Annotated in this window: 15 protein-coding genes; 6 read left to right on the top strand and 9 right to left on the bottom strand. The window is 51.7% G+C overall.

Annotated elements, in window-relative coordinates; genetic code table 11:
* Positions 1-13: 13 nt before the first annotated feature.
* Genes maiA through mhbT form a run of 4 tightly spaced genes read right to left on the bottom strand, consistent with a single transcriptional unit; the run spans position 14 to position 3,791 of the window.
* Entirely contained in the window at positions 14-658 is a 645-nt protein-coding gene (gene maiA, locus BZK40_RS09280; RefSeq protein WP_079934534.1) for a maleylacetoacetate isomerase, read from the bottom strand.
* Between the two features lie 8 nt (positions 659-666).
* Positions 667-1,368 carry a fumarylacetoacetate hydrolase family protein gene (locus BZK40_RS09285; protein WP_079934535.1) on the bottom strand — a complete coding sequence of 234 codons (702 nt, stop codon included), beginning with the start codon at positions 1,366-1,368 and terminating at the stop codon, positions 667-669.
* Positions 1,369-1,383: 15 nt separating this feature from the next.
* Positions 1,384-2,421, bottom strand: coding sequence for a gentisate 1,2-dioxygenase (gene gtdA, locus BZK40_RS09290; protein WP_048234914.1), 1,038 nt, complete (start codon positions 2,419-2,421; stop codon positions 1,384-1,386).
* An 11-nt stretch (positions 2,422-2,432) separates the two neighbouring features.
* Positions 2,433-3,791: a 3-hydroxybenzoate transporter MhbT gene (mhbT, locus tag BZK40_RS09295; RefSeq protein ID WP_079934536.1), complete on the bottom strand. Its 1,359-nt coding sequence runs from the start codon at positions 3,789-3,791 to the stop codon at positions 2,433-2,435.
* A gap of 126 nt (positions 3,792-3,917) precedes the next feature.
* Here mhbT and BZK40_RS09300 point away from each other — a divergent pair, with 126 nt between their 5' ends.
* The 6 genes from BZK40_RS09300 to BZK40_RS09325 all read left to right on the top strand — a co-directional run bounded on the left by BZK40_RS09300 (position 3,918) and on the right by BZK40_RS09325 (position 8,212).
* The gene (locus BZK40_RS09300; RefSeq protein WP_071444684.1) at positions 3,918-4,826 is read left to right on the top strand and encodes a LysR substrate-binding domain-containing protein; all 909 of its coding nucleotides are present in this window, start codon (positions 3,918-3,920) and stop codon (positions 4,824-4,826) included.
* Between the two features lie 131 nt (positions 4,827-4,957).
* Positions 4,958-5,362: a CidA/LrgA family protein gene (locus BZK40_RS09305; protein WP_003834497.1), complete on the top strand. Its 405-nt coding sequence runs from the start codon at positions 4,958-4,960 to the stop codon at positions 5,360-5,362.
* The gene (locus BZK40_RS09310; RefSeq protein WP_003027380.1) at positions 5,359-6,054 is read left to right on the top strand and encodes a CidB/LrgB family autolysis modulator; all 696 of its coding nucleotides are present in this window, start codon (positions 5,359-5,361) and stop codon (positions 6,052-6,054) included. The genes BZK40_RS09305 and BZK40_RS09310 overlap by 4 nt, the downstream gene beginning before the upstream one ends.
* A gap of 148 nt (positions 6,055-6,202) precedes the next feature.
* The gene (cdd, locus tag BZK40_RS09315; RefSeq protein ID WP_079934537.1) at positions 6,203-7,087 is read left to right on the top strand and encodes a cytidine deaminase; all 885 of its coding nucleotides are present in this window, start codon (positions 6,203-6,205) and stop codon (positions 7,085-7,087) included.
* Between the two features lie 163 nt (positions 7,088-7,250).
* Positions 7,251-7,970 (top strand): outer membrane permeability protein SanA, encoded by a 720-nt coding sequence (gene sanA, locus BZK40_RS09320; protein ID WP_003027383.1) that lies wholly within the window; start codon positions 7,251-7,253, stop codon positions 7,968-7,970.
* Between the two features lie 2 nt (positions 7,971-7,972).
* A complete protein-coding gene (locus BZK40_RS09325) occupies positions 7,973-8,212 on the top strand; it encodes a DUF2542 family protein (RefSeq protein ID WP_079934538.1) in 240 nt (79 codons plus the stop codon).
* A 51-nt stretch (positions 8,213-8,263) separates the two neighbouring features.
* Here BZK40_RS09325 and mglC read toward each other — a convergent pair whose 3' ends face one another.
* The 5 genes from mglC to yeiB form a co-directional block, all read right to left on the bottom strand.
* Positions 8,264-9,274 (bottom strand): galactose/methyl galactoside ABC transporter permease MglC, encoded by a 1,011-nt coding sequence (mglC, locus tag BZK40_RS09330; RefSeq protein ID WP_003027393.1) that lies wholly within the window; start codon positions 9,272-9,274, stop codon positions 8,264-8,266.
* Between the two features lie 15 nt (positions 9,275-9,289).
* Entirely contained in the window at positions 9,290-10,810 is a 1,521-nt protein-coding gene (mglA, locus tag BZK40_RS09335) for a galactose/methyl galactoside ABC transporter ATP-binding protein MglA (RefSeq protein ID WP_003027396.1), read from the bottom strand.
* Between the two features lie 71 nt (positions 10,811-10,881).
* Positions 10,882-11,880 (bottom strand): galactose/glucose ABC transporter substrate-binding protein MglB, encoded by a 999-nt coding sequence (mglB, locus tag BZK40_RS09340; protein WP_003027399.1) that lies wholly within the window; start codon positions 11,878-11,880, stop codon positions 10,882-10,884.
* Positions 11,881-12,173: 293 nt separating this feature from the next.
* On the bottom strand, positions 12,174-13,199 hold the full coding sequence (gene galS / locus BZK40_RS09345; protein WP_032943995.1) for an HTH-type transcriptional regulator GalS: 1,026 nt from the start codon (positions 13,197-13,199) through the stop codon (positions 12,174-12,176).
* A 144-nt stretch (positions 13,200-13,343) separates the two neighbouring features.
* Positions 13,344-14,501, bottom strand: coding sequence for a DUF418 domain-containing protein YeiB (yeiB, locus tag BZK40_RS09350; protein WP_079934539.1), 1,158 nt, complete (start codon positions 14,499-14,501; stop codon positions 13,344-13,346).
* Between the last annotated feature and the right edge of the window lie 9 nt (positions 14,502-14,510).

Genomic DNA, 14,510 nt, shown 5'->3' on the forward strand with positions numbered 1-14,510 from the left:
GTCGTTCTCCTTATCAGGCTGGAATTTTATCTTGTTGATTCTCGGGCGCGGCTGCGATAAACGCCGGAAGCTGAGTACAGGCATCATATACCGCCTTACAGCGCGGATATCCGCTCAGATCGCAGCCCATACGTAACGCGTTCGCCCACTGTGGGATCAGACAGCAATCCGCCAGCGTTGGCGCATCACCCACGCAGAACGTCCCCGAATGGCTCTGGCGCAGCATCTGTTCCACCGCGCTTAGCCCCTGCTGGATCCAGTGCGCATACCAGCGTTTTTTATCTTCTTCACTGACCTTTAACTCTTCGCTCAGGTAGCGCAGTACCCGCATGTTATTCACCGGGTGGATATCACAGGCGATGGCATAGACTATTTCCAGCACCTTACTGCGCATCGGAAAGTCAGCAGGCAGCAGCGGCGACTGCGGAAAGTGGCTATCTAGCCAGTCAATTATTGCCAGCGACTGCCCAAGTGATTCTCCGTCATCGGTCACCAGAGTCGGCACCAGTCCCACCGGGTTCATCCGTCTGTAGGCCAGTTCGTTCTGCTGACCGATGCGAATGTTGACGCCCACCGTCTGGTAATCCAGCCCCTTCAGCGCTAGCGCAATGCGCACCCGATATGACGCCGAGCTATTAAAGAAACTGTACAGCTTCATCATCCACCTCAGACAATTTTCACGGCGATGGGGGTTAAACCGTCTACGTTTCCGGTGATCACATCCCCTTTCACTACCGCCCCCACGCCTTCGGGTGTACCGGTGTAGATCAGATCGCCCGGCTGCAGTTCGAAAAAGCCTGACAAATAGCTGATGGTTTCATTCACAGACCAGATGAGATGGCGAATATCGCTCCGCTGATGATCGTCGCCGTTGACCTGCAACCAGATTGGCGCATGGTTAACATCCACACTTTCGCTGGCTTTATGCAGCGGCGCGATGGGCGCAGAGAGATCAAACGCTTTGCCGATTTCCCACGGACGCCCCATCTGGCGCATCTCCATCTGCCGGTCACGGCGAGTCATATCCAGACCGGTGGCATAGCCCCAGATATATTCGTGCGCTTTTTCCAGCGGAATATCACTGCCCTTTTTGCCAATCGCCACCACCAGCTCTATCTCATAGTGATAGTTATCGGTTTGCGATGGGTACGGCAGTTCAAGGATCTGACCAGCCGCCACCGGGACTACCGCATCGGCAGGTTTACAGAAGAAGAACGGTGGTTCACGATCCGGATCAAAGCCCATTTCACGCGCATGAGCGGCATAGTTACGGCCCACACAGTAAACACGGCGCACAGGAAATTGTTCATCACAGCCAACAACCGGAACGGTAACAGGCACTTGTGGTTCAAATACGTATTGCGTCATTTTCTCTCTCCCAAATTAATAGCGTGCTTCGCGGAACAACCCCAGTGCTTCCTGAACCGGTCTGTCCGAAAAACTGAATAAGACGGTATCTTCGTGGGTCTGGAACGACACGCCGTGCCAGGTTGGCACCACAAAGATATCTTTTGGCGAAAAGTTGAAGGTCTCATTGCCGATGGTGACCTGCCCACTTCCTTCCACCACGTGGTAGATAGTGCTGTCGGTGGTACGCGCCATTCGTGAGGAAAAGCCCTGCGGCAACAGTTGCAGGAAGGTTCCCATTGAAGGCATGGGATAACCGCCGGTTACCGGGTTGACGTAACGCATCTTGTAACCGTCCCACTCATCGGCGTCGCCCATGCGGGTCAGGTCATGCAGTGCTTCACGGCTGCGATCGTAGCGATAGTTAAAAATCGGCGATGAGTTACCTTTCTGATGACGCAGCGGCAGCATATTGGCCGCGTAGCGCGGTAAGTAATCCCCTTCCTTGCGCGTGACCGGCTGCTGATCTTCCGGGTAGTCTTCCGCAAAGCCACAGCCCAGCAGGTTCACCAACGGCAGGTCCAGACCGTCCAGCCACACCACCGGTTCACTGCCCGGGTTGCCGTGATCGTGCCAGCGCCACTGCGGCGTCAGAATAAAATCGCCTTCATGCATCTGGGTGCGCTCACCGTCCACAGCGGTAAATGCCCCTTTCCCTTCGACAATAAAGCGCAGCGCAGATTGATTATGACGATGACTCGGCGCAACCTCGCCCGGCATAATTAACTGCAATCCCGCGTACAGCGTTGGGGTGATTGAAGACTGTCCACGCAGCATTGGGTTTTCCAGCACCAGCACGCGGCGAATCGCCTCTTTCGCGCCAATCAGATCGCCACTTTCCAGCAGCAGCGGGCGGATCTCCTGATAGTTCCAGTACGCAGGCGCGCAATGTGCGTTCGGTGTTGGCGGCACCAGGCGGTGCAGCGACTCCCACAGCGGGGTCAGATTCTGCCCGGAAATATGCTGGTAAAACTGCTGACGGCTGTTCTTAACGTCCTGATTCAGTTCAGACATAGGGATTCTCCTTATTCATTCACAACACCTGCGCGTGGCAGAGTATTTGAGGCAGAGGCCGACTGGCGGATAACAACCGTCAGCAGCGTAAGCATTACCGCGCTGATGGCCGCCGGGACGGCAATAATGAAAAACAGGTTATCGAATGAGAAATTCATCGCCATCATCACCCCGCCGGAAAGCGAGCCGACAATCGCGCCGCAGCGCCCCACTGCATTAGACCAGCTGACGCCCGTCGCCCGGCTTTGTGTCGGATAAAGCGTGGCGGTTAACGCATTAAGACCAACCTGAGAACCGCTGATGCCGATGCCGGTGCCAAAAATAGCCAGTACCATCAGCCACAGACCGTTTTCGCTCAGGCCAATCATGACGATGCACACTGCGCCCAGCGCATAACTCACGGCCAGCACGCGGAAAGGATTGTATTTGTCCATCAGCACGCCCAGCGCCAGTGCCCCCAGCGTTCCTCCAATCTGGAAGGCGGCAGTTACCCAGGAGGCATGCTGCAGATCAATTCCACGATGGTTAAGCAGCGTTGGCATCCAGCTGGAGAGCAGATAAATAATCAGCAGGCTCATAAAGAACACTACCCATAGCATCAGAGTAATAGGCAGCTGTCGCCCAACGAACAGCTGGCGAATGCTGCCTTTAGCTATCGCGGCACCTTCGTTGAGATAAAAATGGGTATTGTCATAACGTTCCCGGGTGATGGCACTGACGGTTCTGGCAATCACGTTTTGCGGCAGTTGACGACGAACCTGCCAGCGCGGGGATTCCGGTAGCGCAAACAGCAGAGCAACAAACAGCATTAGCGGTAGAACGCCTCCCAGCACCAGAATGCCGTGCCAACCAATCACCGGCACCAGCTGTGCGCTGACGATACCGCCCATTGCCGATCCCAGAGTAAAGCCACAGAACATCATGGTGACCAGTGCGCCACGCCGACGCGCGGGCAGGTATTCCGAGGTCATAGTAATGGTATTCGGCATCGCGCCGCCCAGCCCTAAGCCGGTAAGAAAGCGCAAAATAACCAGCGTTTGCAGATCGGGTGAAAAAGCCGAAATTAGACTAAGCGCACCGAACAGCGCCACGCAGAGTTCTATCACTCGTTTGCGGCCAAAACGGTCGGACAGCGGGCCACAGAGCAGCGCGCCAGCGGTCAGCCCCAGCAGACCTGCACCAAACAGCGGTGCCAGATCGCCAGCAGTCAGCTGCCAGTGAGTGCGAATATCGGGTGCGATAAAACCAATCGCCGCGGTATCAAATCCGTCGAGCATGACAACCAGAAAACAGCAGATGATAACGCGCCACTGGGTCTTACCGACGGGGGCGGAATCGATCAGTGCTTGTAGATCACGTTGTTGAGTCATAGTGAATGCCTCAGTGCAGGTAGAGTAGATGTCTGTTTTGTTTTAGGTATGTTGCGACTTTGTATGTTTGGAGATGAAATGTACAATGGCTTTTCATGCAGAGGCATAACCTGGAGGTTATAGCAAATGGCAAACTGGGCGCAGAAACTGAAGTTGCAACACCTGCAAACGCTTATCGCGCTGGGCGAACAGGGAAATCTGACGCACGTCGCCCGGATGATGAATATCACCCAGCCCGCGTTGTCGAAATGGTTATCACAGCTCGAAGATGAGATTGGCATCACGCTCTTTGAACGTCACAGTAAAGGCTTGCGTCCTTCCGAAGGCGGCAAGTTGCTACTGCAACATGCCCAACGCCTGATCAATGATATGGAGCGTTCGCAGTATGAAATCGCCCGTTTTAAGCAAGGCGGCCTTGTAGGGAGTCTGAAGATTGGCTGCTCGCCGGTAGCGACCGATTGTGTTTCACAGGCAATACTGGGTTTGCTCACAGAACTGCCAACCCTGCATCTTAATATTGAAGAGAAGGTGATGACCCCGCTGCTGCACGATCTGCTCGCGGGTTCGGTGGATGTCGTCGTCGGTCGCGTCGGCGGTCGGGCGCTTCAGTTGCCGCTCAATTATCAGGTGCTGTATACCGAGCCGGTCTGTTTCGTCGCCCGCCCCGATCATCCCTTGGCAAAATATCCCCTGCTCACCTGGCACGATCTGGCTAACTGGCGCTGGATTGTCTGGCCGACAGGAACCCCTATCCGGATAAGCATTGATAACGCGCTGGTTGATAACGGCGTAATGTTGCCGGAAAACATCATTGAATCGGCATCAATCAACGTCAGTACCAACCTGCTGCAAAGTAGCGACATGATCTCTATTCTTTCTCTACGGCTGGCACAACGGTATGCCGCCCAGGGACAACTGGTTATCCTGAATCTGCCAAAGATTGAACAAAAAGGCAGCGTCGGCGTATTCTGGCGCAACAACGAAACGCCTACTACCGCCCTGAACCGTTTTCTGTACTACCTGGCACAAGTTTAGCGCGGAGAGTTAGGGCCATCGCCCGATGTTCCAGATATCTATTTCCTCTATGCTTAGAATTCATGATGTGATCGGTAGCACGTTTTTAAGTTTAATTGTATGATGAATGAATCTCGTCAAGGGTTTCAACTATGAGCAAAGCACTGAACGTTATCTGGCAATATTTGCGCGCATTCGTCCTGATTTATGCCTGCCTCTATGCAGGTATTTTTCTTGCATCGCTACTCCCCATCACCATTCCGGGCAGCATTATCGGCATGCTGATCCTATTTGTCTTACTGGCTTTGCAGGTGTTACCGGCAAAATGGGTTAACCCCGGCTGCTACGTGCTGATTCGCTATATGGCCCTGTTGTTTGTCCCGATTGGCGTGGGGATCATGCAGTACTTTGACCTGCTGCGCGCGCAATTTGGTCCGGTGGTGGTGTCTTGTACCATCAGTACGCTGGTCGTTTTCCTGGTGGTGAGCTGGAGCTCGCACATTGTGCACGGTGAGCGCAAAATCGTTGGGCAAAAAGAGGCTAAAGCAAAAAAATGATGTCGTATATCTGGTGGTCGTTACCTCTTACGCTGGCGGTATTTTTTGGCGCACGTAAGCTGGCAGCTCGCTTTAAAATGCCTTTGCTGAATCCGCTGCTTGTTGCCATGGTGGTGATCATTCCCATTCTGCTGCTGACAGGTATTCCCTACGATCACTATTTCAAAGGCAGCGAAGTGCTGAACGATTTGCTGCAGCCTGCCGTGGTCGCGCTGGCCTATCCGTTATACGAACAGTTGCACCAGATTCGCGCCCGCTGGAAATCAATCATTGCTATCTGTTTTGCCGGGAGCGTTGTGGCGATGGTTACAGGTACAACAATCGCCTTGTTGATGGGCGCATCGCCGCAAATTGCCGCGTCTATCATGCCAAAATCGGTCACCACGCCTATCGCTATGGCCGTGGGAGGCAGTATTGGCGGCATTCCGGCGATCAGCGCCGTATGCGTCATTTTTGTCGGCATTCTCGGGGCGGTATTTGGACATACGTTACTCAATGCCATGCGTATTCGCACTAAGGCCGCTCGTGGGCTGGCAATGGGCACCGCGTCTCACGCCCTGGGCACCGCACGCTGTGCGGAACTGGACTATCAGGAAGGTGCGTTTAGCTCACTGGCGCTGGTCATTTGCGGCATTATTACCTCGCTGGTAGCCCCGTTCCTGTTCCCGATTATTCTGGCAGTGGTGGGTTAATCTTCATTTTTTAGCTATTTATTTGCGATGCGTTGCACATTTTTCATTTAAGTTTCATAAGTTGCATACACAATGAGATTTGGATCACATATAAAGCCATAACAGGCCCGTAAACTACGATTCCATTACATTGTTATGAGGCATCGCCATGCATCCACGTTTTCAAACTGCTTTTGCCCAACTCGCGGATAACTTGCAATCAGCCCTGGCCCCTGTTCTGGCGGATGCACATTTCCCCGCCATGCTGACTGCTGAGCAGGTCTCTTTGCTAAAACGCGAATCGGGACTGGACGAAGACGCGCTGGCATTCGCTCTGCTGCCGCTGGCTGCGGCCTGCGCACGTACTCCGCTGTCCAACTTCAACGTTGGGGCAATTTCTCGCGGCATCAGCGGCAACTGGTACTTCGGTGGGAACATGGAGTTCCTGGGCGCGACCATGCAGCAAACTGTTCATGCCGAGCAAAGCGCTATCAGCCACGCCTGGCTGCGCGGTGAAAAAGGGCTCGCCGCCATCACCGTCAACTACACGCCATGCGGCCACTGTCGCCAGTTTATGAACGAACTGAACAGCGGACTGGATTTACGGATTCATCTGCCGGGACGTGCGCCACACGTGCTGCGTGATTACCTGCCAGATGCCTTCGGCCCGAAAGATCTGGAGATTAAAACGCTGCTGATGGACGATCAGGATCACGGCTTCGCGCTGCAGGGCGATGCGTTGACCCAAGCGGCAATCACTGCTGCCAACAGATGTCATATGCCGTACAGCAAATCCCCAAGCGGCGTGGCGCTGGAGTGTAAAGATGGCCGTATTTTTAGCGGCAGCTATGCTGAAAATGCCGCCTTTAACCCGACCCTGCCACCGCTGCAGGGCGCGTTAAACCTGTTGAATCTGAACGGTTATGATTATCCAGATATCCAACGCGCCGTGCTGGCTGAAAAAGCCGACGCGCCGTTGATTCAGTGGGATGCGACCTCCGCCACGCTGAAAGCACTGGGCTGCAATAATATTGAGCGCGTTCTCCTGGGTTAATCGACTCAATAACGCCAGTTCGTAGGCCGGATAAGGTGTTTACACCGCTATCCGGCACTATGCAGAATGCCTAAAATCCCCTCAATCAGACTGCTGTTTCTTGCGCTACGTCTTCCGGTACAGTAGCCTGATTGAAATTCCATCCAAATAACGAGTTTTCTGCATGTTAAAGCGCGTGTTTTACAGCCTGTTAGTCCTGCTAGGCTTGCTGCTTTTGACTGTGCTTGGACTCGATCGCTGGATGAGCTGGAAGACGGCTCCCTACATTTACGACGAACTGCAGGATTTGCCCTACCGCCAGGTAGGTGTGGTTCTGGGCACGGCGAAGTATTACCGCACCGGCGTCATCAATCAGTATTACCGCTACCGTATTCAGGGCGCATTGAACGCCTATAACAGCGGGAAGGTAAACTATCTGCTGTTAAGCGGCGACAATGCCCAGCAAAGCTATAACGAACCCATGACGATGCGTAAGGATCTGATTGCCGCAGGCGTCGATCCCGCTGACATCGTGCTTGATTACGCCGGGTTTCGGACGCTTGACTCCATCGTGCGTACCCGCAAGGTGTTCGATACCAACGATTTCATCATTATTACTCAACGATTCCACTGTGAGCGCGCCTTGTTTATTGCGCTGCATATGGGTATTCAGGCCCAGTGCTACGCCGTACCTTCGCCAAAAGATATGCTCACCGTGCGGGTTCGTGAATTTGGCGCCCGTTTTGGCGCACTCGCCGATCTCTACATTTTCAAACGTGAGCCCCGTTTTTTAGGTCCACTGGTGCCCATCCCTACCATGCATCAGGTACCGGACGATGCGCAGGGGTATCCGGCGGTCACGCCTGAACAATTACTCGAATTACAAAAGAAACAAGGAAAATAAGCATGGAAGGAAAAACGATCTTTATCGTTATTGGCGTACTGATGATTGTTCTCTGGACGTGCAGAGAAGGCCTGAAGGGACTGCGTTCCGGTATCGTCGAGAAAACAGTGAAAAGTTCGCAGACGCCAATGATCATTTCTCGCGCTAAAGAACCCAGCACTTACTGGAGCTATATCATCGTTTATTTCGGTATGGCCATTGGTGCACTGTTCACTGGTATCTGGTTACTCTTTATCAAATAAAAAAACCGATGCAGAACGCCTCTGCACCGGTTTTATTTTTCTCTTCCCAGATTACTTCTTACGCGCGTACTTCAGTGAGTCCAGCGCGACCGCGAAGATGATAATGCCGCCTTTGATAATATACTGCCAGTAAGGGTTCACGCCGATGTAGGTCAAACCATAGTTGATGACGGTGAAGATGATCACACCGGTCACTACGCCAAACACGGTACCTACCCCGCCGCTGAACGACACGCCGCCAACCACGCACGCCGCAATCGCATCCAGCTCATACATAAAGCCGAGGTTGTTGGTCGCTGAGCCGATACGCCCTGCTTCCAGCAAACCACCGAAGGCATAGAACACGCCAGACAACGCATAGATAATCAGCAGGTTCAGCGCAACGTTTACACCGGACACTTTCGCAGCTTCCGGGTTTCCGCCGATGGCGAAAATGTTTTTACCGAAGCGGGTCTTGTTCCACAGCACCCACACAAAAGCCACCGCAATCAGCGCATAGAAAGTGATGTAGGAGAGTCGGAAACTGCCCAGTGCAATAAAGCCCTGCGCAAAGGTTGAGAATCCACTGTCAAAGCCAGAAATTGGCGATGCGCCGACGAAGTCGTAGTACAGGGAGTTGATCCCGTAAACGATAATCATCGTACCCAGTGTGGTAATAAACGGCGTTACGTTCAGATAAGCAATGATAATACCGTTCACCAGACCTATAATGGCGCCAATCACGCAGACAATCAGCACCACTACAATGATCGGCATCGTCGCCATTTCCGGGAACACCTTGTTGGCATTCTCCATCGACTGCAACAGAGTTGCCGCCACCACTGCCGCCAGGCCAACCTGACGCCCCGCCGACAGGTCGGTCCCTTGGGTAACAATCAGTCCAGCCACACCCAATGCGATAATAATACGCACCGAGGATTGCGTGAGAATATTACTCAGGTTCAGTAAGCTTAAGAAAGTGGGATCCTGGAAAATAATAATCGCCAGCAAAACCAAAAGAACAACGTAAATTCCGCCTTCTTTCAGGTAAGTAAGAAAACTTTTCTTATTTAACGCACTCATGAGGAGCCCCTAATCTTAAAGGTGCAAAGACGCAAGACGGAGGATTTCGTTTTGCGTTGTTGTTTTAGTGTCAACAATTCCAGCAACGAGACCATTGCTCATCACCAGAATACGATCGGTAATACCCAGCAGCTCCGGCATTTCAGAGGAAATAATAATAATCCCCTTATCCTTTTTCGCGAGTTCGGCAATCAACTGATAAATTTCAAATTTCGCGCCAACATCGATTCCACGTGTCGGTTCATCCAGCATCAGAATTTCTGGCTGGGTTAATAACCAACGACCAATAACCACCTTTTGCTGATTACCGCCAGAAAGTGAACCGATTTGCGTACGATGACCCGGTGTTTTTACCCTCATGGAGTCAATTACCCACTGGGTATCACTCTTCATGCGGGAATTATCCAACAGACCAACTTTGTTTTTATAGTTTTGGATATTGGAGATTAACGAGTTAAAACCAATGTCCAGATACGCATAAATACCGGTTGAACGGCGCTCTTCCGTGACCAGTGCAAAACCATGGTTGATGGCTTCATTTGCACTGTGGTTATTAATTTTTTTGCCGTGTAGCGTAATCGTACCTGATGATTTCTCACGAATACCAAAAAGCGTTTCAACGATATCCGTGCGTTTTGCGCCTACCAGACCTGCAATCCCAAGAATCTCCCCTTTGTGCAAATCAAACGAGATATCACGAATCGACGGCTGGCGCAGCGAGGTCAGGTTACGCACTTGCAGAATGACTTCACCAGGTTTGTTTTCTTTATCCGGAAAACGTTGGTTCAGTGAACGTCCGACCATCATGGCGATGATCTTATCCATATCCAGCCCTTCCAGCGGCTGGGTCGCAATCCACTGGCCATCGCGCAGAACGGTAATTTCATCGCACAGCTGGAAGATTTCTTCCATTTTGTGAGAGATATAAACAATACCGCATCCACGCTCTTTCAGCTTACGGATGATGGTGAACAGATGGTTAACTTCTTTTTCGGTTAACGATGAAGTTGGCTCATCCATGATGACGATTTTGGCGTCATAGGAGAATGCTTTCGCAATTTCAATCATCTGCATTTGTGAAACGGATAATGTGCCGACACGCGCACGCGGATCGATATCAATATCCAGTTCATCAAATATCGCTTTGGTATCACGGTACATTTTTTCCTGATCGACAAACATGCCCTTGGTGGGATAGCGTCCCAGCCACATGTTGTCCATTACAGAACGTTGTAATACCAGGTTTAATTCCTGGTGTACCATCGAAATACCATTTTCAAGCGCTTCTTTCGCAGAATGAAAATCGATTTCTTTACCCTGAAATAAAATACTGCCGGAATCTTTTTGATAGATGCCGAAAAGACATTTCAATAATGTTGATTTCCCCGCGCCATTCTCTCCCATTAGGGCGTGAATAGAATGCGGGCGGACTTTTAAATTGACATTATCAAGCGCCTTAACGCCGGGGAAGGACTTGTTGATGCCGGTCATTTCCAACAAGTATTCGCCTGACGACTGAGTATGTGTGCTGACCATAATTATACCTTGTTGGCCTTGCAGAGTGCGTTATTAAGGGCGCAATGAAATTGCGCCCACATACGGAGTATTTATTTGTTGGTGAACTCTGCCAGATTATCTTTATCGACACCTACGTACGGAACGCGAACAATCTTGTTCTCAATTTTCCAGTTAGTGCCATCTGCCGCACCTTTGCCGTCAGCCAGGTTTTTCGCCAGATCGAAGGTGGCTTTCGCCTGGTTGTTGGCATCGTTCAGGACGGTACCGGCCATGGCGCCAGATTTCACCAGAGCCAGCGCTTCTGGCAGCGCATCCACACCAAATACTGGTACGCTGGTTTTGTTGTGCGCTTTCAGCGCTTCAACTGCACCCATTGCCATCGCATCGTTGTTAGCGATAACCACTTCAATTTTGTTCGCGTTTGGACCAGACATCCACGCATCCATCTTATCTTTCGCCTGAGCGGTATCCCACATTGCAGTATCTAACTGCAGCTGCTCAGTTTTAATGCCTTTGTCGTTCAGCTCTTTAATCACGTAAGTGGTACGTGCTTCAGCATCCGGGTGTCCCGGTTCGCCTTTCAGCAGAACAAACTGAATTTTGCCGTCTTTGTTCAGGTCCCAGTTCGGGTTAGCTGCCCAGTGTTTGGCAATCAAATCACCCTGAATAATGCCGGACTCTTTAGAGTCGGTACCGACGTAATACGCTTTGTCATAGCTGTCCAGCGCTTTACGAGAAGGTTCTTTGTTGAAGAATACGATCGGTACGTTCTGTCCGCGTGCTTTTTCAATGACCGTGCCAGCAGCTGCCGGGTCAACCAGGTTAATCGCCAGTGCTTTAACGCCTTTTGCCAGCAGCACGTCGATCTGATCGTTTTGTTTGGACTGGTCGTTCTGCGAGTCGTTCATCAGCAGCTGTACATCTGGTGCCGCTTTGGCATCTTTTTCAATAGCCTTACGTACTACAGACATAAAGTTATCGTCATACTTATAGATAGTCACACCAATGCGGGTATCAGCAGCGTGCGCAGCCGCGCCGAATAACATGCTTGCCATTACAGCAGACAGGGTCAACACCTTCTTATTCATGGTATCTCCGGTTTTATTATGCAGGGTAGTACTTGAGATAAATGCTCGGCAGGCAGAACGTTACTGAAGTGTTACTGAACGCCGAAGCTCACTTTTAAAAAATATTTCTTCCGTGTCTGGCAACGCTCCAAAAACAGGCTTTAATTTTTGTTTAAGGCACCTATACCTCGATGAAAGTGATTATTCACCGTTACATAGTAGTTACAGCGCAACAAACAGTGTCATCATAGCTATCGCATTGTTAATATACTGTGAATTTACTCACATATTGAAAGCGGTTACATCGCGCAACGTTATGAGTTAGTGATCGGTGCCGCATTCTGCCGCAGCGCTACTGAATGGCGACGCACCAGCGTTGGCATAAAACAATGTGACGCCTGCGGATCCAACGTGCCAGCCGCCCCCTGTAGCGCAAGCTCCGTCGCCATTTTTGCCATTGAGGCAATGGGATAGCGCACAGTGGTTAGCTGCGGATCGGTGTAACGCGCGATGGGAATATCATCGAAGCCAATGATAGAAAGGTGTAATGGAATAGCGATGCCGTTATCTTTTAGCGCAGTCAGCGCGCCGGCTGCCATATTGTCGTTGTAAGCAAAGACCGCCGTCAGTTGTAAGTTACGCCCCAGCAGTTCCACCATCGCGGACTCTCCGCCCTGCATATCGGGCGAACCAGTGCCGACCCAGCTTTCTGCCGCAACAATCCCCTGCTCTTTCAGGGCAGTTAACCACCCTTCTTTGCGCATGGCGTCATCTTCAATACGGTGGCTTGATGCCAGATAACCGATGCGTTGATGACCATTATTTAGCAGCATTCGGGTAGCCATTTTGGCACCGCTGATGTTATCCAGGCAGACGCAACGGTGTGCGTAGCCAGGAACAAGGCGGTTGATCAGAACCATGCCGGGAATTTGATCCATAAACTCGGCCAGCTCCCGATCGCTCAGTGCTTTAGAATGTACAATCAGCGCGTTACAGCGTTGGCGAATCAACACCTCAATGGCATGACGTTCTTTTTCCGCCTCATGGTAGCTGTTGCCAATCAGGACATACTTCTGATGCTGCTGGGCAACCATATCCACGGCTTTTACCAGCGCGCCAAAAAACGCATCTGATACATCCATGACGACAACACCAATCGTGTCGCTTACCTGCGTCGCCAGTGCTTGTGCGTTGGCATTAGGTCGATAGCCAAGCTGAGTGACTGCCTTCATTACCGCTTCACGCGTATCGGGACTCACCAGCGCACTGTTGTTCAGTACGCGGGAAACGGTCGCTACAGAAACGCCAGACTGCCGTGCCACATCACGAATGGTTACCATATTCACTGCCCTGTTTTAGATTGCGGCTGCCCACAGACACCCCAGGCTGGGTATTTTGTCAGCACAATGAAACGGACTGCGTGAGTGATGTCACAGGAATGAAAGCGCTTACATCCATTTTGTTAATGAATGTGATCCAGATCGTTATCTGGATGTTCGCGGTAATGATGTCCCCGCAGCACGCAGGGTTAATTGACGCCACAGCCATTCCACCGGGCCCTGGCGGTAAAAACGCAGCCATATGACAGAGAAAAGTAAGTTAATCGCCCAGACAGGGATGACGAAAAACAGCAGCTCCAGCCGGTCAAATTTCATAAATAAACCGGCCTGATAAAACAACGTGGTGCAGATTAAGGTTTGTAACAGATAGTTGGTTAATGCCATGCGCCCCACACAGGCGATAGCAATGACCCATTTGAAGCGACTAAGCTGCGGCCAGAAACCAAACATCAGCGCGGCATAACCAATGGTTTGCAAAGGCGCACCCAACTCTCGCGGGGCTTGTAACAGGAAGGCACACCAGCGGTAGGACCAGTCCAGTTGCCACTGGGCGACGATAGCAGGCAGGTTAATCGCCATGCCGATAATAACCAGCAAAACGCCAGTGCGTCGATAATGCTGCAAACTGTACTGCCCTTTTAGCCAGCCACTACGCATTAATGCCGCGCCGAGCAGCATCATTCCCGCCAGTTGCCAACCGTATTGCGCACCCAGCGCCAGCAAGCTATTGGACATCATATCCACGCGATTGCTGATTGCTTCCATTCCGCCGTTCACTTTCCAGTATTTTTCATACAGCAACGCTGAAGCATCCGGTGTCCAGGCGCGGCTGGTTTCGCTCCCGGAGATCACACCCAACAGCAGCAATACACCAACGCCCGCCAAGTAAAGCACCACGCCGGTGTTAAACAAGCTTTTCACCGACGGCGCATCCCGGATCAGCCGCCAGCAAATCAGGCCGATCAAGCCATATGCCAGCAGGATATCGCCATCCCAGAAGAGTAAACCGTGAATGAATCCCAACAGCACCAGCAACGTAAGCCGCGACTGGATCCAGCGTTTACCACGCGGGAGCAGCATTTGCAGACCAGCACCAAACAGCAGAGCAAACAGCGTGAGGAATTTTACCTGCGCGAAGAGATCGAGCAGCGCCCAAGTCCAGGCGTCGGATAAGGTGATGTTGCCATACCAGGCGGGATTGAGGTATGCCGCCTTTGGCAAGCCAAAGGCGCTAATATTGAGAAGCAGGATACCAAGAATGGCGACGCCACGAATAAAATCCAGCGTGACATTACGCTCCATGGTTCCTGC

Source organism: Citrobacter portucalensis (assembly GCF_002042885.1).
Lineage (GTDB): Bacteria > Pseudomonadota > Gammaproteobacteria > Enterobacterales > Enterobacteriaceae > Citrobacter > Citrobacter portucalensis.